Source organism: Planctomycetota bacterium (assembly GCA_016872555.1).
Taxonomy (GTDB): Bacteria; Planctomycetota; Planctomycetia; order Pirellulales; family UBA1268; genus F1-20-MAGs016.
Window position 1 is genome coordinate 1 of sequence record VGZO01000021.1, and the last position, 24,079, is coordinate 24,079.

At 72.7% G+C, this 24,079-nt stretch carries 13 protein-coding genes; 4 read left to right on the plus strand and 9 right to left on the minus strand.

What is annotated here, in order from left to right; all coding sequences use genetic code 11:
• The 3 genes from FJ309_08905 to FJ309_08915 all read right to left on the minus strand — a co-directional run.
• On the minus strand, positions 1-122 hold a 122-nt coding region (locus FJ309_08905; GenBank protein MBM3954717.1), incomplete at its 3' end, for a nuclease.
• Positions 123-638: 516 nt separating this feature from the next.
• Positions 639-2,828: a DUF4114 domain-containing protein gene (locus FJ309_08910; protein MBM3954718.1), complete on the minus strand. Its 2,190-nt coding sequence runs from the start codon at positions 2,826-2,828 to the stop codon at positions 639-641.
• 184 nt (positions 2,829-3,012) lie between these two features.
• Complete coding sequence (locus FJ309_08915) at positions 3,013-3,225, minus strand: hypothetical protein (protein MBM3954719.1); 213 nt, start codon at positions 3,223-3,225, stop codon at positions 3,013-3,015.
• Positions 3,226-4,376: 1,151 nt separating this feature from the next.
• On the opposite strand from FJ309_08915, the gene FJ309_08920 reads away from it, so the two are divergent.
• Positions 4,377-5,081: a sigma-70 family RNA polymerase sigma factor gene (locus tag FJ309_08920; GenBank protein ID MBM3954720.1), complete on the plus strand. Its 705-nt coding sequence runs from the start codon at positions 4,377-4,379 to the stop codon at positions 5,079-5,081.
• A gap of 196 nt (positions 5,082-5,277) precedes the next feature.
• The gene (locus FJ309_08925; GenBank protein ID MBM3954721.1) at positions 5,278-8,622 is read left to right on the plus strand and encodes a hypothetical protein; all 3,345 of its coding nucleotides are present in this window, start codon (positions 5,278-5,280) and stop codon (positions 8,620-8,622) included.
• Between the two features lie 22 nt (positions 8,623-8,644).
• Here FJ309_08925 and FJ309_08930 read toward each other — a convergent pair whose 3' ends face one another.
• The 3 genes from FJ309_08930 to FJ309_08940 form a co-directional block, all read right to left on the minus strand.
• A complete protein-coding gene (locus FJ309_08930; GenBank protein ID MBM3954722.1) occupies positions 8,645-11,917 on the minus strand; it encodes a hypothetical protein in 3,273 nt (1,090 codons plus the stop codon).
• Positions 11,914-14,964, minus strand: coding sequence for a hypothetical protein (locus FJ309_08935; protein ID MBM3954723.1), 3,051 nt, complete (start codon positions 14,962-14,964; stop codon positions 11,914-11,916). Before FJ309_08935 ends, FJ309_08930 begins: the two co-directional genes overlap by 4 nt.
• A 173-nt stretch (positions 14,965-15,137) precedes the next feature.
• Positions 15,138-16,097: an aldo/keto reductase gene (locus tag FJ309_08940; GenBank protein ID MBM3954724.1), complete on the minus strand. Its 960-nt coding sequence runs from the start codon at positions 16,095-16,097 to the stop codon at positions 15,138-15,140.
• Positions 16,098-16,260: 163 nt separating this feature from the next.
• Between FJ309_08940 and FJ309_08945 the strand changes: the two genes are divergently transcribed.
• Together FJ309_08945 and FJ309_08950 are read left to right on the plus strand one after the other, a co-directional pair.
• Positions 16,261-19,203, plus strand: coding sequence for a c-type cytochrome (locus FJ309_08945; protein ID MBM3954725.1), 2,943 nt, complete (start codon positions 16,261-16,263; stop codon positions 19,201-19,203).
• On the plus strand, positions 19,200-21,002 hold the full coding sequence (locus FJ309_08950) for a DUF885 domain-containing protein (GenBank protein MBM3954726.1): 1,803 nt from the start codon (positions 19,200-19,202) through the stop codon (positions 21,000-21,002). The genes FJ309_08945 and FJ309_08950 overlap by 4 nt, the downstream gene beginning before the upstream one ends.
• A gap of 96 nt (positions 21,003-21,098) precedes the next feature.
• On the opposite strand, the gene FJ309_08955 is transcribed toward FJ309_08950, so the two are convergent.
• The 3 genes from FJ309_08955 to FJ309_08965 form a co-directional block, all read right to left on the minus strand.
• Entirely contained in the window at positions 21,099-21,638 is a 540-nt protein-coding gene (locus tag FJ309_08955; protein ID MBM3954727.1) for a peptide chain release factor-like protein, read from the minus strand.
• Between the two features lie 154 nt (positions 21,639-21,792).
• Positions 21,793-22,491, minus strand: a complete 699-nt coding sequence (locus FJ309_08960; GenBank protein MBM3954728.1) for a DUF1080 domain-containing protein — start codon at positions 22,489-22,491, stop codon at positions 21,793-21,795.
• 80 nt (positions 22,492-22,571) lie between these two features.
• A complete protein-coding gene (locus FJ309_08965; GenBank protein ID MBM3954729.1) occupies positions 22,572-24,029 on the minus strand; it encodes a ribonuclease D in 1,458 nt (485 codons plus the stop codon).
• Positions 24,030-24,079: the final 50 nt, after the last annotated feature.

The window sequence follows — 24,079 nt, forward strand, 5'->3', positions numbered from 1 at the left end:
GAGCCGTCGAGCACGTCGATCATGTCGCCATCGACGATCTTCACCACCTTCCCGGTGAGCGTGCCGGCGAAGGCGACGGAGGCCAGGACAAGGGATAGGGCGATGGCAATGGCGGGACGCATTGGCGGGGTTCCTCGCGACACCCCGCACCCGGTGGGTTCATCAGCGTACCCGAGCCAGGCGCGACGCAAACCCTAGGCCACTGCCCGCCCGCCTGCCGGCAAAGCGACCAGTCCTCGAGATCAGCGCCAACAGAGCCGCCTGCCTGCCACGCCGCGGTAGCCCAACAGTAGCCCAGCAATACGGTAACCCCAAAAAACATCGCAAAAAAGCGTCATCGGACTCTGACTGTAAATCAGATGCCCCGAAAGGGGTTGCGGGTTCGAATCCCGTGCCCTCCGCTCTAGTTTTCCCGAGTGAAATCGACGAAAAGAGCCCCGTAACTGGGGCTTTTTTCATGCGCGGGCCGCGTCGAGCGGCGGTCAAGGTCCGATCGGCGCGGGCGAGCCCAGGACGACGCGTCGGCGTGTCACGTTTGGGCGACGCCCTCGCGATGCTGGCCGGGCACCGCGGCCACCCCGCGCGACACGCCACCGCGCCCGGTTTTGTCTCCGGGCGCGGCGCGGTGTCGCAAGATGTCAAAGGGTAAACCGGCGCCGCTCCCGCAGGCCGAGGGCACCGGCGACGAGGGCCACGACGCCCGCCAATCCCGCGGGGTCGATCTCGGGGATCGCGGCAGGACTCGTCACCGCTGCCTCGACTCCCTCGACCGCGAAGATCAGGTCGTTGAACGCGTTGTCACAGTAAAAGTCGCCGGGCAGCGAGGCGCGGGAGATGTCTTCCCACGCGAACATGTTCGAGCGCTTCCCGGTGGCCTTCGACGTCCCTGCGAAGCTCATCAACTGATCCCTGCCACCGGGATTGGCCGCCGCGTAGCCGAAGAACGGCCAGCGCTTGGGACCGCCGATCCCGAACGTCGCCGAGCCGACTCCGGTGACGGCGAAGCTGCCCGGACTCGTCTGGAAGTTCGCCAGCGTATCGTCAGGTATCAGGAAGAACCCGAGCAGGTCGCCGCCGTTGACGGTCTTGGTCGTCGTCGCGCCGGGATCGTGGATGACGTCGTTGAACACCAGCACGGCGTTGCCCGCGGCGAGCGCGGTGGTGGCATACGCCTGTTTTCCCGCCGTCGTACTCGTGTCGATGGAGTTGAGTGCCGGGAGGTACTTGTAGTAGCCGAAATTGAACCGGAACGAGCCGGTGTCGGCATGCATCCGGAAGGTGAGCGTGACCGGCCCCGAGCCCTGGACTTGATAGGCCTCGAGCGCCGTCTCGGTGAGGGGGGGAAACGCGTTGGTACCATACTCCAGGTTCAACCCGTTTCGCACCGCGCCGTAGCTGGCCGGTGACGACAGGTACTGCACCGTGTCGGTCGTGGCGGCGGCGACCGGTCGGCCCAGGATCAGCGCCGCGGCCAGGGCTGCCGCAGCCTGCGCGGCGGTCATCAGGATCCGCGGCGCCCGCCTTTGCGGAGCAGTGGGCGACTGTCTCGCTGCGGCGGAGGCCCCGCGCCGGCCGCGCCGCCGCTCGAACCACGCGAGGAACCCCGCGACGATGGCGACGACGGTGCCCGCTGCGCTTGGATCGATCACGGGGATGGAGGTTGGAGCGATCGCCGAGAGCCGGATCCCGAAGAAATCACCCCGCGCCGCGGCCCCGGCGTCAGATTTTGATGACCCTGCCATCGCCGCTGAATCGAACGCGAAATTCCCGCCGCGCAGAATGCGGCGAGTTGCGTCGAAGCCTGCCTCGTCGGTCCATTCAGCGACATTACCGCCCATGTCGAAGGCACCGTACGTGCTCGGGCCTCCATTGGTACCTACCGTGGTCACATTGCCATCTTTACCGCCCCAGTCAGCTCCGCGATTGAAGTTCGCGGAGTTTCCGCCGGGGACCGGACTGATCCCTCCGAGCATGCCGATGCCGGTCGAAGTCGCCATCACTGCGGTCGGGGGCGAGTCGCTTTGCGTCGGGTATGTCCAACACCCTGCCGCCGCGGCCCCTCCTTTGAAATACGCGGCCTTTTTCCACTCGTCGGCGCTGGGAACCCAAAAGACCGCTGCGGAGTTCCTTTGTGGCGCTATACCACTGGCGATATTCGTGATTGTATAGGCGCCCTGGTTGACCCCCGTCGCACCAGCAGCACTGGAAGGGTATGTCTGCTCTCCATTCTGAAGCCAATTGGCGAACTGAGCGGCATTGAACCAGCTCGTGAACGTGACCGGCTTGTCGCCCATGTTGGGCTTGACGAGATATCGACTGCCGGAAGTGATTCCGGTGTTCTCGATTCCACCGAAGAATCTCATCAGTGAGGAGTATGTGTCGGCAGGGTTCGTGCCCTCGGGATCGACTGCGTTGAGGAACGCCGCGTAATTGTCATTCGTCAATTCGTTCTTCATGATGCGGTATGAAGTGGCGACCGCACCGTATCCGTAGGCGTCGGGTAGGTTGCCAGAGTCGCCGACGGTGACCCAGTCGATACCGATCGCCGAGGCACTTCCGCACCAGATCCGGCTGACTCCGAAGATGGCGATGAAAGCTGACAGCAGGCTCACGCAACGCCAACGTTGTGCGCGAGGCGGCGGCAAGCGGGTGAGCCGCGCGGAAATCGATGCGGCCGGGAGCGGACTTCCATGCGGACCTGGTCGGTCGCGGGCGCCAAGCCACTGATACGAGTCAAGGGAGTCCAGTGGCAGCGATGCGGAGAAGTCATTGTCACGGGAACGGGAGTGAAACACGAGCAGGCCTCCTGGGGAAGTGATGGCGAACATGAGTGATGGGGTTGCGGTCGAATCGGGTGCGGTTACGAAGCGGGTGAAGACGGTTGCGTAGGCTCCGCTGCGGGCAACGCCATGGAGACGTTGCTCGAGCGCTCCGGCAGCCTTGATCTCCAGATCGGGTACATCGCGGTACGGCGGACTGCCGAAGCGCGTGCCGTCGCGCTCGGCAGGTTCGTTACCGTGACTGGCGGCGGACGTGACTGCCGCAGAACGCAGTCCGGGACGCGCCGATGTCGACTGCGTTGCTGCCGATGAACGGCTTTGCCTCTGTCCGCGTGAGCGCGCGGCGCGGCTGCCCGACGAGGCCGTCGATCGAGATCACGACGGTGAACGCCAGGTTGCCGAGGGCCGTCGCGCTGCCATCCGGCGCGTGCACGTTCTGTGGCATCGCAACCGCCGGTGACGTCAGTAACGCTGCGAGTCAGGCGTGCACGGGCGATGTGTCCGGGCGGCGTCGCGAACGAGGCAGCGAGCGCATTGTCCACGCCCCCCGGGGGCTGGTCGCCGCCGGTGACACGGGGATTGGAACACACCGCGTCGAACAGGACGCGGAGCGTGACAGGCGGAATCGTCGGCATCGGATGGGCTCCATGAAGAGCCCCCGCGCACACCCGCGGCGCTGCACCGTGCGAAACGCCGAACCGGTCACCGGCGCCGACCGACACCCCAGGCGCGGCGTCCATCCGGCGCGGCGCACGCGGACGGAGAGCCCCACGAGTGGAGTGGCGATCGACCCGGTCACGGCCGTGACGGCTCCGCCGCGCGCGGCGGCGGTCGGCCACCCGGAAAGCGCGGTATCTCCCGCGCCTTTCGCGTGGACGATTCCCGCCGGAGGCATGCCGGCGCGACGGCTCGCCAGCGCGCTGCCTGACGGCGGGCGCAGGAGACCGTGCGAGAGCAAGCACCGCGCGAGCGGCTCGGGAACGGCGCAGCCAAGCCGCCGCATGCTCCGATCGATCGGAGCATGGCCCGGCACCCGGCCGATGAAGGCCGAATGCGGGCGCGGAACCGCCGCACCACTCGTCACCGTGACACGTGTGACCAGTTCGTCAGTTTCGCACGAGGCGAAACACGACAGCGGGTGCTTGCAGGAGCGGTTCCTTGATCGATTTCAGGACACGTTCACGTCGAATCTCGGACAAACATCCCCCGCACCACGACAGACCCTCCCGGTGCCCCCGAGCCATGGCGCGGCCGCCGGGGGCAGACGCCACCCAGCGGCCACGCTCTCGAGGCTGCACTGGCCGATTCGGTTCAGGACGCGTCTCCTCGTCCCGGGCCATCTCCAGGTGCCGGTCGATGGTGCGGGCCGTGCTGCCGGTGTGCCGGAGGGCGTCGATCGGTGATCGATTCCCTTCCTGCAACCGGGAGTGGCGCCGGGCCCAGTGCCCGCACGCCTTTCTCCATCTCTAGAGACGCACGGCGCGGCGAAAGTTAGCCACGAGAATTTTTTTCTTGCGTTTTTCCCGGAGATGGCAGAAACGGAGGGCCGCGGTAGGCTGCCGACGAGTTCCCCGGGGAAGGGGGTGAGGAGGGGGCATGCCTCAACCGACGGCAGGGACGTGCGGGACTCGTGACGACGGTTGTGGACCGGTTTCGTTGCTGTCGGCCGACGCTTCGGCTGCGTCTCCGATCGCGTCGGCCTGCCTGGCCGACGAGCGGAGGCTCGGCGACTTGATCGCCGCCGCCCGCCGCAATGAGCCTGGCGCGCTCGGCGAGCTGCTCGTCGCTGCCCGCGGCTACCTCGTCCGGATTGCCGATGGCCGGATCCCGACCGAGGTCCGGGCCCACCTGGCGCCGTCCGACGTCGTCCAAAATACGACCGTCGCCGCCCACGCCGCGTTAACCTCGTTTCAGGGAACGACCGTGGCGGAGTTCTATGGTTGGCTCCGCGCGATCCTTGCCAACGACGTCTTCGACGCGCTGCGCCGGCAGCGGTCGTACGATCGTGCCGTGGTGCTCGGGCCCGGCTCGGCCGCGGCGCGTGCCCCGGAACGCTCCCCGACCGCCCCCACGCGCCCCACCGAGGCGTCGGCGATCCGCCGCGACGACGCCATGGTCGTCGCCCGCGTGCTCGACACGCTCGGTGCCGAAACGCGCGAGGTCATGCGCCTCCGCTACTGGGAAGACTTGCCGTTCGCCGAGATCGCCGTCCGGCTCGGTCGGTCCGACAACGCGGTGCGGAAGCTGTGGTACCGTGCTGTGAAACGGCTGCAGCTTGCACTCAGCGCCGGCGACGGCTGACGGGGCCGGTTGTGGACATCGTGATCCGGCGCTAGAGGCGGCGGCCGACACCTCGGAGTGATCGTGGGTCGTTCGGCGGTGTGTTGCGACGGAAACCGGTCACGGATGATTGGTTCCACGCTCCGGCAGCGGGTGGAGGACGAGCTTCCCGAACCGGTCGGGAGCTGCCCGCCGCGACAGGGAACGGGATCACGCGATGGCACCCGACACGCCGATTCCCTGCGGTGAGCAGGCGCCGACGCCCCGCGAACCGGCCCCCACGGAGCCGCCACGGCGCGACTCCCTTCCCGCCGACGAAGCGCTGCCCGCCGATGCCGCGCGCCTCGCCGACATCGACGACCGGCTCGCGGGGCATCGGCCACCCGGCGAGGGCGAAGCCGGCGGGGAGGATTCGCCGGAGCCCGATCTCCCTGCGGGGCTCGATGCCATTTTGCTGCTCCGGCAGATGGCCGCCGAACAGGCGGGCAACGCCGGCGCCGATCAGGGGGCGATGCCGCTGCGGATCGGCCGGTTCGCCGTGGTCCGCGAGGTGGGGCGCGGCGGGTTCGCGCGGGTCTACGAGGCGCTCGACACGCGGCTCCAGCGCGGCGTGGCGCTCAAGGTCGCCCGGCCGGAGGCGGTGCTGCCCGCCGGGGCACGGCGCCGGTTTCTCCGCGAGGCGGAGCTCGCCGCGCGGCTCGACCATCCCCACGTGGTCACGATCCACGAGGCGGGGGAGGCCGACGGCTGCCTGTTCATCGCCGAGGAATTCTGCACCGGCGGCAGCCTCGCCGACTGGCTCGACTCCCGCCCTGGCGCGCTCGAGCCGCGCACCGCGGCGCGCGTGGTCCACGCGCTCGCCGCGTCGCACGCTTTCGGCATCGTCCATCGCGACATCAAACCGGCCAACGTGCTCCTCGTCGCCGATCCCGACGGCGTCCTCGAGGAACCCGGTGCCGCGCCGGGCGGTGGCCGCTGGAAGGTGAAGCTCGGCGACTTCGGCCTCGGAAAGCTGCTCGCCGACGAGGCGAAGCGCGCCAACGTCACCGACCTCACGCGTTCCGGCACCCGGGTGGGTACGCCGGCCTGGATGGCCCCGGAGCAGGTCGACCACGCGATCGGGCCGGTCGGCGCCGCCACCGACATCCACTCGCTCGGCCTGCTCCTCGACCGGCTGCTCACGGGGCGCTGCTGCCAGGCCGGGGCGAGCGAGGCCGAGACGCTGCGGCTGGTGCTGTTTGCCGAGCCGGTGGCCGCCGACCGGATCGTTACCGGGGTGCCCGCCGACCTCGCCGCGGTCGGGCTCCGCTGCCGCGCCAAGCGCCCCTCGGAACGCTACGCCACCGCCGCCGATCTCGTCGCCGACCTGCGCCGCTTTCTGGCCGGCCAGCCGACGCTCGTGCGGCCGCTCGGGGTCGCCACGCGGGTGTGGCGCGCCGCACGCCGCCGCCCGGGAATCGCCGTCGCGACGAGCGTGGCGGTCGCCGCGATCGTCGTCGCCGGTGGCATGGTCGTCGTTCAGCAGCGGCAGCAGACGCTGCTCGACAGCCGGGCGGCCGAGATCCGCGGCCACCAGGCGGCGGCCACGCTGCGGCGCGGGTTCGAGGCCTGGGCCGGTGGGGATGCCGCCGGGGCGCTGCGCCAGCTCGACGACTGCCGGTCGCTCGATCCGGCGCTCGCCGGGTCGGTTGCCGGGCGGTGGCTGCTGGCCCGCTGCAACGGCGAGCTCGACCGGCTTCCGGCCGGTAGCGCCCCACTCCACAAAGTCGTCGTCGCGCCGGACGGTCGGACGGTCGCTGCCGGGGCTGCTGACGGCCGGCTGCACGTGTGGCGGCTCGACGACCATGGGGCGGTCGACGGGCCGCCGGTCGTCACCCGGCCCCACGACGAGATCAACGACGTCGCCCTCAGCCCCGACGGGATGCGCGTCGCCAGTGTCGGCCAGGACGGCCGCGCGGCCGTGTCCGACACGGCGACCGGCGCGCTCGTCGCCGAGCGCGACTTTGCCGACGGTCCGCTGTTCGGCGTCGGCTGGGCGCCCGACGGCATGGCGGTGGCCGTCGGGGGCGAGGGACGGACAGTGTGGGTGTGGACCCCCGATGGCTCGTCCACCCCTCGGGCGCTCGATCCCTTCGCCGCCGCCGCCGGTGGGAATCCTGGCGCCGAGGATGCGGCTGATCCCGAGATCGAGTGCCTGGCGTATCTCGACGCCCGGCGGATCGTCGTGGCCTGTGGCCGGCGGGTGGTGGTGTGCGATGCGGTGACCGGGATGGTGGAGTGCGAGCTCGAGGGGCACGCCGGCAAGGTGACGAGCGTGGCGGCCAGTCCCGATGGTACGCGGCTGGTGACTGCGGGCACCGATCGACAGCCGCGGCTGTGGGATCTCCCTTCCGGCACGCTGGTCAGATCGCTGCCGTTGCATCCGGTGTGGGTCGCGGGCTGCCGGTTCTCGCCCGACGCGGCGCGGATCGCGACCGGCTGCCGCGACGGCGTGGTCCGGCTGTTCGATGCTGCCGACGGCGCACCCGTGACGACGTTCGTCGGGCATCCCGGGCGCGTGTGGGACGTGACGTTCGAGCCGCGTGGCACGATCCTCTCGGCCGGAAACGACGGCACGCTGCGGCGCTGGGACGCGGACAGCTCGCGGGGCCTGGCCGGCGTCCACGAGCTGCCCTCCCCGCGGGGGCCGCTGATGGGCGTCGCGGCGCTGGGGGGCGGTCGGTTCGGGGTCGTCGGACCGCTCTTGCCGTCGTCGACCGGCGCGGACGAGATCACGACGCCGTCGATCACGCTGGTCGGAGCCGGGCCCGGCGAGCGGATCTCCGCCGAGTCGAGTTCCGGGCGGATCGCGACCAGCGGCGGCACGTTCGAGATCACGACGCGCCTGGGCGCTGTCACGCGCCCCATCCCGGCCGACGTCATCGGTGAGGCGATGCTGTGGACGGCGCCCGACGAGCTGCTCATCGGAGCGCGCGACGGCCGGTTGCTCCGGTGGCATGACGACACCGGCGTGCTCGAGACGCTCGACGACACCGGCAGCGGGATCGCGGTGCATGCCCTTGCCCATGGCCCCGGTGGCCGACTGGCCGTGGCGACGGCGAAGACGGTGACGCTCTACGAGACCTCCGACGCCGGCGTGCCGCGGCGCGGCACCGGGCGCCGGCTGGTCGAGCTGCCGCCATCGACCGGGAGCGTGACACGCGTCTCCGTCAGCCCCGACGGCACGCGTCTCGCGATTGGCACCCACGTCGGCGAGGTCCTGTGCTTCGACACGGCGACAGGGCTGCCGGTCGGCACGTTCGCCCGGCACACGCACGGCATCCGGGCGCTCGAGTGGTCGCCGGAGGGGCTCGTCCTCCTCTCGGCCGACGCCGACTGCGTGCGGTTCTCCGACGTGCGGACCACGACGGTGTTCGACGAGATCCGGCCGGGAGCCACGGTCGGCGGGGCCTGTTTCGGGGTCGCGGCCGACGGTGCCGATCTGCTCGTGATCGTGGGTGCCCGCGGCGGCGACAACGGCTGGACGGGAGTCGTCCGGTTTCCCCAGCCGGCCGAGCGCTGAGTCGTCCCTGCCGTCGTCGCGCTCAAGCCAACTCGACGACCGCCGCGGAACGCATGAAGACCAGCGTCGTCGTCACGTGACGCTCGTCGATCGACAGCAGCCTGGCCACCGCATCGCGGTAGGCCTCGAGCTGCGGGGTGTAGAACGCTGTCTTGTCGGCGCGGATCCGCTGCCGCTCCGCCGGGGTCGCGCGCGCCGAATCGCCGATGCCGTCGAACTTGAAGTCGATCACCTCGGCGGCCACCGCCCGGCCGTCGCGGTGCCACTCCACGAGGCGGTCGACGATTCCCTGCACGAGGCCGTCGTCGACCGCCAGCGCGAAGCCGCGCTCGCGGCGCAGCACCGGAACGGCCGGACCGGGAGCGAGGCCGGTCCGCACCAGCCGCTCCGGAAGGAGGGGGGCGGGTTCGGCGAGCAGCGCGGCGATCGCCGGGGCCGCGCACATCCGCCGGAAGTCGGCGCGGAGCGTGGCGACCTGATCGGCCACCGCCGGGTGGTCGCGCGCGATGGTCGCCAGCGTGGCGTCGTCGGGGAGCGTTGCCGGCCAGCCGACCTGCTCGATCCAGGTGTGGAGCAGCGTGCCCACCGCACGGGCGGCGACCGAACCGGCATCGAGGAGCGCCCGCGCGGCCACGGCGCTGCCCCCTTCCTGCCCCGACGGCGTCCGCCAGGCCCTGCCGCGGCGCCGGCCCGTGGGCGGCAGCGGGGCGAGCCCCACCGGGCCGACGACGGCGCTGGCCGGCGCGGTGGCCGCCGTAGCCGTGGCCGTCGGGAGTCGGTCGTCGGCGGGATCGGTCCGGTGACCGACGGCGTAGAGGAGCGTGTCGGGGGTCGCGGCCGCGCCGGCCCCGAGTGTGGACCGGAGGATCCCGGCGATCGTCTGCGGTGCCGCTCCCGACCGCGGCCCCGCCGGCGCGATGATCACCTCGAGCGCCTGGATCGCACGCGTCATCCCCACGTAGAGCGTGCTGATCGATTCACGGAGCAGCGGGTGGGCGGCGCGCCTGTGGCAGTCGGGCCAGGGGGCGGGGAGCAGCGGTGCGACGTCGCCGTTGAGGCCGGTGAGCAGCCCGCGGATCGGCGTTAGCGCCCGGCCGCGGACCACCGGACGATCGACCACGACCCGCGGATGGTGGGGTACGAGCTTCCGGTCGAGGTCGGTGAGGACGACGATGTCGAACTCGAGCCCTTTCGACTTGTGGATCGTCATCACCCGGATCGCCGCCGGCTCGGGGTCGGCGACGCGCTCGCTGCGGACGCGCGCCACGAACGGGGCGGTGCGCACCAGGCCCGCGCTGCCCCCATGGCGCACGTCGTGGTCGCGGGCCATGACGAGGAGCTGCTCGAGGCGCCGGCCGTCGCGGGCACCGGCGGCGGGCGTGAGGCGCGTGGCGAGGTCGCCAAGCACGGCCGCATGGCCGTCGTCGACGAGCCGGCGGCGCACCCGGTCGAGTGCGGCGAGAAACGCGGGCGACGGCTCACGGGCGACGGCGGCGGCGCCGTCGAGGGCCAAGTCGCCGGCCAGCACCGAGGCGCCGACGTGGAACCGGGCCACGGTGTCCGAGGGATGGTCGACGAGCGACAGCACCGAAAGGAGCAGCTCGACCGCGGGTGAGTCGGAGAGGGGCTGCCCCCCTTCGGCACTGGCCGCGATCCCGTCGCGGCGCAGCCGCGCGATCACCTGCTCGGCGCCGGCGTTGGTGCGGACGAGCACGGCCACCGTCCGCCCCGGATTGGCCGTGGCGAGGTCGCGGGCGCGGTCGGCGGCGGCGCGGAACAGGTCGGCGGCGGAGCCGTCGTCGGCCGGTGCGGTGCGCAGCCGCACCCAGCCGGCGAGGTCGCGGTTGCGCGCGGCGGCGACATGGGGATGGAACGACCGGTTCCACTCGGCGACCACCTCGGGCGCGTCGGCGAGCTGCGGGCAACCGGCCAACGCGCCGAACAGCGCGTTGACGGCTTCGAGGACCGCCGGGCTCGATCGCCAGCTCTCGCGCAGCGACTGTTCCCGCAGCGGCACCGGACCGGCGGCGAAGAACCCGCCGAGGGCTTCGAACAGCGTCGCCTCGCCGCCGCGCCAACCGTAGATCGCCTGCTTGGAGTCGCCGACCGCGAAGAACGTGCCGCCGGAGGTCGCCGTGTGCTCGGCGAGGCGCTCGAGGACGCGCCACTGCCCGAGCGACGTGTCCTGGAACTCGTCGAGGAGCAGGTGCTTGGCGAACGGGATCCCGCGCCACCGCGCCGCGTCGAGCGTGCCGTCGGCGGCGGCGTCGCCGACGAGCCGCGTGACGTCGTCGAACGACACGACCCCGGTCCGGCGGACGAGGCCGTCGAGGGCGGTGGCGTGGCGGTCGAGCCACTCGCGCATCGCCCGCGTCTGCTCGACGATCCGGGCGATCACCGCCGTCCGGGTGACGGCGATCAGCACGCCATACGCCGCGACGACCTCGTCGGCGAGCGGCTTCTTGTAGTAGGTCGTCTCGCCGGCGACGAGCTTGGCGGCGATCCCGCTGCCGAGGAAGTCGCGAAACCGCCCGGCTTCGAAGGCTTCGAGGCTGGCCTCGTGTGCCGCGGCGATCTTCTTGTGCGAAAACGCCACCGTGCGGAGCGTAGCCACGGCCGCCGTGACATCGGCGGCGGCGGGGGCCGGTGGCACGGCGAGCGGCTCCCAGGCGGTCGCGTCGGCCTGGCGGTGGAGCGCGGCGAGGTCGGCGACGATCCCCCCGACCGCGTCTTCCAGGCCGCGCGTCGTGCCCCCTCCCGAGGCCTGGACGAGGAGCGTCGCCAGCGCCGCGGCGGTCGCCTCGCCGTCCTGGAGCGCGGCGTGGATCGCCCGGCGGCGCTGGCCCGCGACCTCCGCCTCGTTCCCCACGCCCCATCCCTCGGGCAGTCCGAGCTCGTACCGTGCCGCGTCGGCGGCGGAGACGAAGAACGCGTCGAGCGTGCCGATCGCCACCCGACCGAGGGCGCCGGTGAGGGTGGCGAGGATCCCGAGGAACGCCTCGGCGCCGAGCCCGGGGGCGCCGATGTCGCCCGCGAGGCGCGCGGTCGCGTCCGGCCGTGCCGGGTCGGCGGCGTCGGCGAGCCGGCGCAGGACGCGCGCCAGGATCTCGCCGGCCGCCTTCCGCGCGAACGTCGCGGCGAAGATCTCCTCGGGGGGTGTGCCGTCGGCGAGCAGGGCGATCAAGCGCGTGGTCAGGGCGTGGGTCTTCCCCGTGCCGGCACTGGCGCGGACGGCGACGAACCGGTCCGTGCCCGGGCCGTCGGAGGGACGCGGCGCGGCGCTGCCTGCGCTCATCCGGCACCCCCGTCGTCGTCATCGTCGCCGTCGTCGACGATCGCATCGGTCTGGCAGATCGCGTCGTACTCCGGGAACGACGCGGCACCGTCCGGATTCGGCGGCCAGTAGCGGCCGGCGCGGATGCCGCGGATCACCTCCGCGGCGGCCGCGAGCGCCGCTTCGTGCTCGGCGCGGGTCCAATCGGCGACGACGACAGCGGTGTGTTCCGCACGGGCGGGGAGGTTGAAGAACCCGACCGCGATCGCCTCGGGAGACGCCGCGGCGAGGGCCGCGATTCCTGTCGCCCCGGCGAGGTGGCGGTAGAGGGGGAGTTGGAAGTCGATCCACGCGCCGCGCTTGCGGTGCACCCGGTCGGGCGGGCGCCCCTGGGCCGAGGTTTTGTAGTCGAGGATCTCCCAGCGGCCGGTGGCTGGGTGGTGGTCGATGCGGTCGATCCGGGCGACGATCGGCACCGCCGTGCCGTCGACGTCGAGCGTCCCGTGAACCTCGCTTTCGGTGGCCGCGATCCGCCATCCGGCGGCGGTTCGCCGCGCCTGCTCGACGGCGAAGGCCGTGAGCCGGCGCCGGGCGAGCGCGGCCTGGACCTCCACTGCCGGGAGGGCGGCGGGCCCGTAGCGCGAGGCGACGAGGTCGTCGAGGAGGCCGCCGAGAGCGGCGGCGAGCGCCTCGGGATCGGTCGATGCCGCGAGCACCCGATCGGCGGCGAAGCGCTGGAGGCACTCGTGGAGCAGCGTGCCGAACTCGAGCGCACCGAGTTCGAGGGCGTCGTCGGTCACGGTCCGCAGGCCGACGACATGCCTGAGCCAGAACCGGTAGGGGCAGGCGACGTAGCTCCGCAGCGACGTCACGGCCAACTCCCGCGGCTTCGCTGCGGCCTCCGCGGCGGGCTCGGCGCCGGCGGTCTCCTGGGGAGCCAGCGCCAGGAAGGGGGCGAACGAGTCGGGATGCGGGATCGCGAGGCGCCCGGTCGCACCGGGGGAGGGTGCCGGCTGCGGCGGCGCCGGGCTGCAGATCCGCTGCACGGCGGCGACGAGCTCCGCTGCCGGGCGCCGGAAGAGGAGCCGGCTGGGGACGGCGGCGGCGCCGTCGACGTGGTGGCGCGGCACGATCACGAGCAGATCGCGGCGGCAGGTCGCCGCCAGCGCCAGGCTCCACGCGTCGCGGGCGGCGGTGCGGTTGGTGTCGGGGAGGCCGACGGCCTGCCGGAGCGGATCGGGGAGGAGCGGGTCGCGGCTCACGCCCCCGGGCAGGACTCCCTCGACGACGCTCGTGATCGCCAGCGCCGGGGCGTCGTCGAGCGCGACTTCGAGCCAGCCGACGATGGGCACCGCCTCGGGATCGGGAAGCGCGGGCACGAGCCGTCGCCCCCACCCCTCCAGGAGGACGTGGCCGAGACCGACCGGGCCGACCGCGGCGACCAGCTCGTCGGGGAGCGTCTCGATCTCGGCCAGCAATTCGCCGAGCGACTCGAGGGCGACGACCACGGTCCGTTCCCCGGGGGCGTCGCGGTCGAGGATCCGGTCGCCGAGCGCCGCACCGACCACGCCGCGAATGGCCGCCGCCCAATCGAGGGCCCGCTGCCGGTCGCTGCTTCCGCGCCGGGCGCGCTTGCCGAGGGCGCGGGTGGCGGCGACCAGCTCCGCCAACCAGCCGTCGGCGGCGTCGAGGAGGGCGAGGAACAGCCGCTCGGGGCTGGCGGCGGGATCGCGCGCTTCCGCGGCGGCCTCGGCGAGCAGCCGGCGGTCGATCGCGAGCGGGAGGTGGCGGTTGGCGATCTCGTCGGCGACGGCGGCGGGAAGCGCGATGCCGGTGCGCTCGGCGAGGAGCCGGGCGGCGTCGGGGCAGCGGAGGAGGCGGGCGAAGGGGGCGAAACCGCCATCCGCCAGCCAGCCGAGGATCGCCTCGAGCAGATGCCACGGCGTCGAGCGCTTGACCGTGCGGCCCCCCGCGGCCCGCCCGCTCAGGCCGACGCCGCGGAGCCGGTGCTCGAGCTCGGGAACGAGCGCCGAATCGGGGGCGGCGATCGTGATCTCGTCGGCGGCACGGCGCCCGCCGAGGCTTCGCAGCCAGTCGATGACGGCGTCGGCCTGACCGGCCGCGTCCTCGACGACGGCGATGGCGTCGAGCGGCAGCGCGATCGGCGCGGTGTCCCAGACGGCGGGCACGAGGCACCCGTAGTCGTCGAACGCGGCGGCGAACTCGGCGTCGGCCATCGTCGGCGGGGCGGCGACGAGGGCATCGCAGCCCGCCGGCAGGGCGGCGAGCAGATCGCGCTGGAGTGGGTCGAGATCGACCGTCGCCACGAGCACGATCCGGTGGTCGCAGCGGATCTCGCCGTTGCCGATCGCCTTCCGCCGCGCCGTCTGCCGGTCCCAGGCGTCGAGGCCCTTCAACCAGCCGAGGTACTCGGCTTCGAGCCGTGCCAGCGCCAGCCAGCGGTCGTCGTCGGCGAAGGCGGGGAGCTTCTCGGCCGCGGTCGCGGCGAACGACGCGAAGTCGAGACCGTGCGAGGCCAGCTCCCGGTGGAGGGCGACCATCCCCGCGCCGGCGTCGACGAGCCGATCGCCGGCCGGAGGCGTGTCGGCAGCGGTGCCGCCGAGGCCGGCCACGACGAGGTCGCGATCGCGCGGCGAGGCGGCGGCGATCGCGCCGGACCAGCAGAGCGTCTCGAGCAGCGTGTCGGTGAGCGGCTTGCCGGGCGCGTAGAGGCACTCGGGCAGATCGCCGGGCGTCGTGATCCGCGGCGGCACCAGCGCCAGGCCGCGTGCCGCCGTCGCGGCGACGAGCAGCTCGTTGAGCCGCAGCCCCGCCGCGCGCCCCGGGAGGACGACGAGCCAGCCGGAGAGGTCGGCGACCGGCGTGGCGCCGCCGTCGACGCTCGGATCGGCGCCCGCGCGGGCGAGCAGCCACTCGACCGCGGCGGCGAGGACGCCGGAGCCGACGTCGAGCCGGTGGAGCCGGCAGGGGGAGGGGGCTCGCGTTGTGGCGGCCGATGGGCTGCCAGCCGTGGCGGGGGCTGCGGGCGCGGCGGTCCGACGGGCCATGGATCCTTCCAGGCGGGGGTGGACGGAAGTCTAGCAGCCCGTGGGAAAAGCGCCCGGCCGCCGGATGCGGCCGACGGCGACCGGGGAAACCCGCGGCGTTTCCCGCGGTCGCCAGAGTGGACACAGGCCGCGGACGGCTTTGTCCACGGACAGCGGGCAGCCGGATCGGCCGGTCAGCCGGGGAGCAGGGCCGTGATCGCGTCGCGCTCGGCGGAGGCCAGTGCGACGTCGGCCGCGGTGACGAGCTCGGCGAGCTGCCCGGGCCGCCGCGCGCCGACGATCGCCGCGGTCACCGCGCCGTGGCCGAGCACCCAGGCCAACGCCAGCGCGCCGACCGAGATCCCGCGGGCCGCGGCCAGCGGGCGGAGCCGCTCGACGAACGCCAGGTGCGCCGAGAACTGCGGCTCCTGGAACAGCGGGTTCTTCTCCTTGCGCCAGTCGTCGGCGGCGAGCGCCGCGAAGCGTGCGTGCGACCAGGCTCCCGTCAGCAGCCCCGAGGCCATCGGCGAATAGGCGAGGACGCCGACGCCGTGGGCAGAGCACCAGGGAAGGATCGTCGCCTCGATGTCGCGGCGCAGCAGCGAGTAGGGGGGCTGGAGCGACGTCACCGGCGCGATGGCGCTGGCCCGCTCGAGTTGGGCGACGCTGAAATTGCTGACGCCGATCCAGCGCACCTTGCCGTCGCGCACCAGCCGTGCGCACTCGGCCCAGCCCTCCTCTACCTCCTCGTCGGGCTCGGGCCAGTGGATCTGGTACAGATCGATGCAGTCGACGCCGAGCCGCCGCAGGCTCGCCTCGCACTCAACGCGGATGCTCGCCGCGGTGAGCCGCTTGCCGACCTCGCGCCGTTCGTTCCACACCCGGCCGCACTTCGTGAACAGCAGCGGCCGCCGCCCGGCGGGGAGCCCGGCGAGCGCCCGGGCGACGACCTCCTCGGAATGGCCGAGGCCGTAGACCGGGGCGGTGTCGATCCAGTTGAACCCCAGGTCGAGGGCCTCGTGGATCGCGGCGCTGCTGTCGCCGTCGTCCTGCCCGCCCCAGGCGAACGGCCAGCCGGGGCCGCCGATCGCCCAGCTTCCGAACCCGAGCGGCGTGATCAAGAGGTCCGAGTTGCCGAGGCGGCGCAGGTGCATCGATCGGGTTTTAGAGGATGGAGTGGCGGCGCCGTCACGCGCGGCGGTGGGTGGCCCCCGCAGTCGGCGGTGCCAGACGAAGGGAAAAGCGTCCTATCATGGTGCCGGGGCCGCGCGGCGTGTCGAGAGCGCCGCGTTCCCGTGCCGCCGCGCAAGAACGCCCATGCCCATGCTTCCCGGTCGTTGGAGGTGGTCGACCGCCCTGGTCGTGTGGGTGTCGTACTGCGCCGCTGCCGCGCCCGGCCGGGGCGCCGACCCCGCGCCCGGTGGGTCGGGGGAGCGGCGCGTTCCGTGGGTCGGTTCGCGGATCACCGGCACCCCCGAGCCGCCCCCACCCTATGGGACCGAGGCGCTGTTCCCCGGGCTGCGGTTTGACCATCCGACGGCCGTCGTCCGCCTCCCCGGTACCGACCGTTTGGTCGTCACCGAAGAGAAGGGGAAGGTGTACACGTTCCGCGCGGTGGCCGGCGGCGACGAGCCCCCCCGGGCCGATCTCGCCCTCGACCTCGGCGCCGTGCCGGGGCTCGACCATGTCTTCGACATCGCCTTCCACCCGCGCTTCGCCGACAACCGCTTCTGTTACGTCGTCTACGCCCTGACGCCGAAGCTTCCGGAGGGGACGCGCGTCTCGCGCTTCACGGTGTCGGCCAGCGATCCGCCGGTCATCGATCCGGCCAGCGAGCAGGTCGTGATCACGTGGCTGTCGGGGGGCCACAACGGCAGCGCGCTGGTCTTCGGCGCCGACGGGATGCTGTACGTCTCGGCTGGTGACAGCGGCGATGCCACGCCCCCGGACGCCTCGCTCACCGGCCAGTCGATCCACGATCTCCTCGCCTCGGTGCTGCGGATCGACGTCGACCGGACGACGCCGGCCAGCGGCACGGCGCCGGCGTTGGCCTACGCGATTCCCTCCGACAATCCCTTCGTCGGGCGCCCCGGAGCCCGCGGCGAGGTGTGGGCCTACGGCCTGCGCAACCCCTGGCGGATGTGCTTCGACGAGGCCGGCCGGCTGCTCGTCGCCGACGTCGGCTGGGAGCTGTGGGAGATGCTCTACGACGTCAAGCGCGGCGGCAACTACGGCTGGAGCATCATGGAGGGATCGCAGCCGGTCGTCGGCGACCGGCCCCGCGGGCCCGAGCCGATCGAAGCGCCGCTGGTCGCGCAGCCCCACACCGTCGCCCGGTCGATCACCGGGGGGCACGTCGTCGCCTCGTCGCGGCTGCCGGAGCTGACCGGTGCCTACGTGTATGGCGACTACGTCACGGGGCGGATCTGGGGACTGCGGTACGACGGCACGCGCGTCACGGAGCACCGCGAACTGGCCGACACGTCGCTGGCGCTGTCGAGCTTCGGCCTCGATCACGCCGGCGACCCGCTCCTCCTCGACTACGACAGCGGCACGCTCCACCGCCTCGTGCCGCAGCCGGCCCCTCCGGCCAACGCCGCCTTCCCGACGCGCCTCAGCGACACCGGCCTGTTTGCCGACACGGCCAGCGCCGGCCCGGCACCCGGAGTCGTGCCCTATTCGATCAGCGCCGAAGCCTGGGCCGACGGCACGGCGGCAACCAGGCTCGTCGCCCTCCCCGGCGACTCGCTTCTCACGGTCGAGGACCGGCAGAACCCGCAGCAGGGGTTCATCCGCGGCAAGTACCGGTTTCCCGCCGACGGCGTCCTCGCCAAGACGATCGCGCTCGAGACGCGCCCCGGCGATCCGTCGAGCCGGCGGCGGATCGAGACGCAGATCCTCCACTTCACGGGCGCCGACTGGAACGCCTACTCCTACCTGTGGAACGAGGCCCAGACCGATGCCGACATGGTGCCGGCCGACGGGGCGACGGTGCGCCTGACGCTGGCCGCCGACGGTCCGGCCGCAACTCAGACGCGCGAGTACCGCGTCGTCGGCCGCACCGAGTGCCTGATCTGCCATACGACGCGCGGCGGATCGCTGTATGGTTTCATCCCCGCGCAGCTCGCCCGGGCCGTGCCCCGGCCCGAAGGCACTCCCGGAGACGGGGCCACGGTGGACCAGCTCGCGCTGTTTCACGAGCTGGGCCTCCTCGCCGCGCCCCCCGCGGCGGGGCTCGTGGCGCCGGCCGATCCCTACGATCCCGCCGCCGACCTCACCGCCCGGGCGCGGAGCTACCTGCAGATGAACTGCGCCCACTGCCACCTCCGGGGCGGCGGCGGGGCCTCGGAGTTCGACGTCCGCGCCGACATGGCCCTCGAGCGGACGCGCCTTGTCGACCAGCGCCCAGTCCACGGTGACCTCGGGATCGCCGACGCCCGGCTCGTGGCGCCCGGCGATCCGACGCGCTCGGTCCTCTATTACCGGATGGCGACGCTCGGCCGTGGCCGGATGCCGCATTTCGGTTCCACGGTGGTTGACGAGCGCGGCCTGGCGCTGATCGGCGACTGGATCGCGAGCCTCGCCGCCGCCGTGGCGGCGGAGGGGGCCGCGGCGGCCGCGTTTACCCCGCCGGCGGAGCCGACACCGGGGGCGGCGCTTCGCGTGCTGCGGGACCTCGAGACCGGAGTGTTCGACGAGCCGGCCCGGCGCGCGGCGATCGCCTGGGGCACCGGCCAGTCCGACCCGCGGCTCCGCGACCTGTTTTTGCGCTTCGTTCCCGAGGAGGCTCGGCCGCGGCGGCTCGGCAGCGAGATTCGCGCCGAAGACCTGCTCGCGCTGCGTGGCGACGCCGAGCGCGGCCGGCGCCTGTACATGACAGGCGCGCTGTCGTGCCGCACCTGCCACCGGATCGGCGCCGACGGCGGCGACGTGGGGCCGGCCCTCACCGATGTCGGCCGGCGCCTGTCCGCCGCACAGATCGTCGACAGCCTCGTCGAGCCGTCGAAGTCGATCGACCCGAAATATGCCACCTGGTACGTGGAAGCGGCCGACGGCACGGTCCACACCGGCCTGCTCCAGGAGCGCTCCGAAGAGCGGATCGTGCTCCGCGACACCCAGGGGCGCGACCACCCGATCGCCCGCGGCGATGTCGAGGTGTTCGTCAGTCAGCCGGTCTCGTTGATGCCCACGCACCTCCTTCGCGACCTGTCCGCGGAGGAGGCTGCCGATCTGCTCGCCTACCTGGGGAGTTGCCGATGAACGCCGTCTTTCCGAGCCGCGCGCGTGCGTCGCGGTGCTTGCTGGTGGCCGTCGTGAGCCTGGGGGCCGTCGCGTTCGCCGGCGCGGCCGCGCCGGCGCGCGGCGAATCGGCCGACGAGCGGCTGGCGGCATTTTTCCAGGCCCATCTCGACGCCACGTTCGCCCTCCGCCCGCTCGATGCCACGCTCCTCGGCGACCACCGCTTCGACCACCTCCTCGACGACATCTCCGCGCCGGCGCGGGCGCGGTGGCTGGAGCTCTGGAAGGGGCAGTTGGCGAAGCTCGACGCGGCGTTCGCGACCGCCGACCTGTCGGCCGACGGCCGGCTCGACCGCGACATCCTCCGCGACGACCTCGTGCGGAACATCTGGCTGGCGGAGAACGAGCCCGCCTTCGAGCAGGACGCGCGCGTCTACGGCAGCTATTCGACCGACAGCGTGTTCTCGCTGCTGACGCAGTCGACGCTGCCGAAGGAGACCAATGTCGCCAACTGCATCGCCCGGATGAAGCTCGTGCCGGCGCTGCTCGAGACGGCGCGGACGTCGCTCACCGACCCCGCGCCGACGATGCTCGAGACGGCGAACCAACAGAATCGCGGCTCGATCGCGTTTTACGAGAAGCAGATCTTCGACCTCGTCGGCGAGTCGCCGCAGCTGCCGGCGCTCCGCGCCGCGGCCGTGCCGGTGGTCGCGGCCCTGCGCCGCCACCAGGAATTCCTCGAGAAGGAGCTGCTGCCCAAGGCGCGGGGCCAGTGGCGGCTCGGCCCGGAGAGGTTCTCGAAGAAGCTGGAATTGGTCCTCGACATGGGGTGGGACGCCGAGCGCGTCGTCGCCGAGGCACGGCGCGAGTTCGAGCGCGTGCGCCACGACATGGCGTTCGTCTCCCGGCAGTTGTGGCACCGCTTCCGGCCGGGCCGCCCGGTGCCGCCGGACGACGAAGCCGGCCGGCGCGAACTGATCGCCACGGTGGTCGACGCCGTCAACCAGGACCACGGCCAGCCGGAGACGCTCGTGCGCGACGCGCGCGAGACGGTGGCGGGGCTGTGCGACTTCATCCGCACGCGCGACATCCTCCGCCTCCCCGAGCCCGACCGCTGCCGGATCGTCGAGATGCCGGAGTTCCGCCGGGGCAATTCGCTGGCCTACCTGGAAAACGCGCTGCCGCTCGATCCGCAGGGGGCGAGCACCTACGCGATCAGCCCGCCGCCGTCGTCGTGGGACGCCGCCCGGGTGCGGAGCTTCCTCGAGGAATACAACGACCGGATGCTGCAGATCCTCACGATCCACGAGGCCTATCCAGGCCACTACGTGCAGCTCAAGTGGTCCAACCGCTGCCCGTCGCTGGTGCGGCGCGTGCTCCAGTCGGGGACGTTCATCGAGGGGTGGGCGGTGTACACCGAGCAGATGATGCTCGACGAGGGCTACGGCGCCGGTGACCCGGCGCTGCGGCTGATGCAGCTCAAGTTCTTCCTCCGCGCGGTCGCCAACGCGATCCTCGACCACGGCATGCACTGCGAAGACTGGTCCGACGAGCGGGCGCTCGACTTCCTGATGAACGAGGCCTTCCAATCGGAGGGGGAGGCGCGGCTCAAGATCGTCCGCGCCAAGCAGAGCTCGGTGCAGCTCTCGACCTACTTCGCCGGCCGCACCGCCCACCACCGGCTCCGCCAGGAGATCCAGCGCGAGATGGTCGACGCCTTCGACCTCGGCCGCTACCACGAGGCGGTGTTGTCCAACGGCTCGGTGCCGGTGAAGTATCTGCCGCAGCTGGTGCGCGAGCGGTTGAAGCAGCCCCGGTAGGGAGGTGTGCCGTCGCCGAGCGAGCCACCTCCGGCACGACCTGTGGCCCGAAACCGTCGCCCTGCGTCACTTTGAACACGTCTTCGAACGGGGCGCTTACCGCAGCGCGGCGAGGCCGCGGGTGGCGCGCTGGCGGTTGAGCTCCGCGAGGGCCGTCGGCTCACGGGCCACGAGGCGCACCAGTTGCGTGGGTGTCACGCCGAGACCGCCTGCCGCGGCGCGTGCGTCCCAGTCGGCGGCGGCCAGGGCGTCGAGGGCTTCAGCCAGGAGGGACGGGAAGTCGTCGTGGCTGTCGGCGACGGCGATCCGGCCACCGCGAGCCCGGCTCTGCCAGAGGCGCGAAGGTGCCGCTGGGCCGCTTCGCGGGGTGGCGTCGTCGGGGAGCGCGGCCGCGCGGGTCGCCACGGCCAGGCGGAGGCGGAGGCGGCGCAGCGCCACGGCGCGGTTCTCCGCCTGGCTGCGCCGTTCCGAGGCCTCGGCCGTGAGGCCCGTCGGCCGGTGGCGGAGGATCACCGCCGTCTCGACCTTGTTGCGGTGCTGGCCCCCCGGGCCGCTGCGGCGCGTACGCGTCTCGTCGCAGTCGGCGAGCAGCGCCGCCGGCGGTAGCGCGGCGGGGTGCGGGTCAGGGGGGGGCACGGGCGACCTCCGGGGTCGGGCCCGTCACGGCCAGCGGCCGGGCCGGCCTGCTCGCTGTCCGTGGACAAAGCCATCCCTGGCCTTTGTCCACTCAGGCGACCGCGGGAAACGCCAAGGGTTTCCCGGGTCGCCGTCGGCCGCATCCGGCGGCCGATCACTTTTTTACGGTCTGCTCGGGAAGGGCCTTGAAGCGCACGTCGCGCCAGCGGACCTGGAACGGGCCACTCCCCTTGGCGATCCCGTGAACCTGGAACCCGATGTGCCCTTCGGGGTCGTGCGGCTGGCGGAAGTCGGCGGTCGGCACGCCGTTGACCCAGCTGCGGTAGTGGTCTCCCTCGACCACGATCCGGTAGGCGTTCCACTCCCCCTTGCGAAACGCCTTGGTGGCCGCCTCGGTGCGGACCGCGTCGGTGCCGGTGAGGATGCTCCACCAGGTGCCGCGCCGCGCCTCGTCGTAGAAATTGCCGGCGGTGCCGTCGATCGCGATCTCGCACTGCGGTCCGTAGAGGCGCCCGGCGGGGAGCTTTCCCTTGGCCCCCTCCGGCTGCTCCCCCTCGGCGGCGAGATGGCTGCGCACCTGGACACCGGAGTTGAGCTCGTCGTCGACCTTGACCTCGAACCGCAATTCGAAGTTCTTCACCGGCTTCCGCGTCGCGAGAAACGTGTTGGGGCTGCCGTCGGCGGTGGTGCCGACGAGGATGCCGTCCTGCACCTCGTAGGTGGCCGAACCGCTCACCACCTGGAAGTCGTCGAGGCGGCCGTCGGCGAACCAGCGCGAGAAGCCGTCGTCGTCGGCGCGGCCGACGAGGGCGAGGGTGGCGAGGAGCAGGGTGGGAACGGCACGGCGGAGCATCGGGGACCTCACGGTGCGGGGAAGCGGACGCCGCTCGGGGGCGCCGCACGGCCCGAGCAGACCTGCCTGCCGCGACCTGGTCAACCCGGCGGGCCGAAGCCGAACTCGGCCTCCTCGCGCGCGGCCTGCTCACGACGGGCCCGCTCCTGCTCGGCGCGCTGCCGCGCCGCCGCGGCGGCGGCCGCAGCGCGGTCCTCGGGCGGGGCGTCGGGGGGACGGCGGTCGCAGGGCACGTCGGCAGCGTCGTCGGGGCGCGGAGGGCCGCGGCGGCGGCCGCGGCGCGGGCGGCGCCGGCTGGCGTCGTCGCGCGGGGGGGGCGGGATCGGCGGGGAGCTCACCGCGCCGGCGAAGCGCTCGATGACCAGCGGATCGGACGCCGTCACGTCGGCGATCCGCAGGCCCGCCCGGCCGGCGAGCAGATCGTCGACCAGATCGCCGACGACCTCGGCGCGCCAGCCGGTGGCGAGGAGTGGCGGACGGTCGCCGTCGTAGTAGCCGAGCTTCCACGACAGCAGCTCGCGCATGTCGCCGGCCGTGCCCACCAGCGCCGGGGCGATCGACACCTGGCGGCAGAGACCGTTGATCGCCGTGACGAGGAATTGGCCGATCACCGCCAGCTGCGCGGGCGGGGCCTGGAAGCGTTCCCCACCTGGGCATTCCTCGTCGGGCAGGGCGAGGCCGCGGTCGACCGCGGCGCACAGCCCCTTCATGATGTGACGGAGATCGGAACGCTGCATCCCGCGGATCGCGGCGATGCCGGTCGGGTCGGCGCTCTTGCGCTTGCAGAGCTCGACGAGCAGGTCGTCGCGGAGGACTCGCTTCGGGGGCATGTCGCGCTCCTCGGCAACGGCGTCACGCCAATGCCACAGCTCGCGGGCCACGGCCAGCTCGCGGCGCGACAGGCCGTTGAGCCCCGAGATCCGCCGCCAGCGCTTGCGGGTAAAGCTCTCGGCGACGTCCTCCTGCCAGGTGGCCATCTCCTCGTCCATCCAAACGCGCCGGCCGAGGCGCTCGAGGCGCTCCTCGAGGCGTTGCCACATCGCCTCGAGATGGCGGACGTCGTCGAGGGCGTAGTCGAGCTGGGCCTGCGACAGCGGACGCTTCCGCCAGTCGGTGCGCGTCTCACCCTTGTTGGTCTGGACGGAGAGCAGGCGGCGGACGAGGGCCCCGTAGCCGGCCGGGTACTCGTGGTCGACGATCCCGGCAGCGACCTGGACGTCGAACAACCGCGGCGGCGGCTGGCCGACGGCGTGGAGGATGAACCCCATCTCCTCGCGGCCGGCATGGACGACGACGGTCCGCTCGGGATCGAGGCACAACTCCCAGAACGGATCGAGCTCGCGGACCGCCAGCGTGTCGACGACGGCGAGCGTTCCCGGGGCGGCAACCTGGAGGAGGCACAACTGGCTGCGGTAGGTGTGCTCGGAGACGAACTCGGTGTCGAAGGCGACATGGGCCTCGTCGGCGAGACGGCGGACGAGCCGGTCGAGGCCCGCCGCGGTGGTGACGTGTTCGAAACTGCCGGGGGTGGTTGGCATGAGGGCGGCGTCGCGGTCCCGGGTGACGGGATCCGGTCGGCCGGCAACGG

Coding starts and splice junctions, on each gene's coding strand:
- FJ309_08945 (MBM3954725.1), top strand. CDS start 16,261: ATGCCCATGCTTCCCGGTCGTTGGAGGTGGTCGACCGCCCTGGTCGTG.
- FJ309_08960 (MBM3954728.1), bottom strand. CDS start 22,491: ATGCTCCGCCGTGCCGTTCCCACCCTGCTCCTCGCCACCCTCGCCCTC.
- FJ309_08925 (MBM3954721.1), top strand. CDS start 5,278: ATGGCACCCGACACGCCGATTCCCTGCGGTGAGCAGGCGCCGACGCCC.
- FJ309_08930 (MBM3954722.1), bottom strand. CDS start 11,917: ATGAGCGCAGGCAGCGCCGCGCCGCGTCCCTCCGACGGCCCGGGCACG.
- FJ309_08935 (MBM3954723.1), bottom strand. CDS start 14,964: ATGGCCCGTCGGACCGCCGCGCCCGCAGCCCCCGCCACGGCTGGCAGC.
- FJ309_08915 (MBM3954719.1), bottom strand. CDS start 3,225: ATGCCACAGAACGTGCACGCGCCGGATGGCAGCGCGACGGCCCTCGGC.
- FJ309_08965 (MBM3954729.1), bottom strand. CDS start 24,029: ATGCCAACCACCCCCGGCAGTTTCGAACACGTCACCACCGCGGCGGGC.
- FJ309_08920 (MBM3954720.1), top strand. CDS start 4,377: ATGCCTCAACCGACGGCAGGGACGTGCGGGACTCGTGACGACGGTTGT.
- FJ309_08950 (MBM3954726.1), top strand. CDS start 19,200: ATGAACGCCGTCTTTCCGAGCCGCGCGCGTGCGTCGCGGTGCTTGCTG.
- FJ309_08940 (MBM3954724.1), bottom strand. CDS start 16,097: ATGCACCTGCGCCGCCTCGGCAACTCGGACCTCTTGATCACGCCGCTC.
- FJ309_08910 (MBM3954718.1), bottom strand. CDS start 2,828: ATGTTCGCCATCACTTCCCCAGGAGGCCTGCTCGTGTTTCACTCCCGT.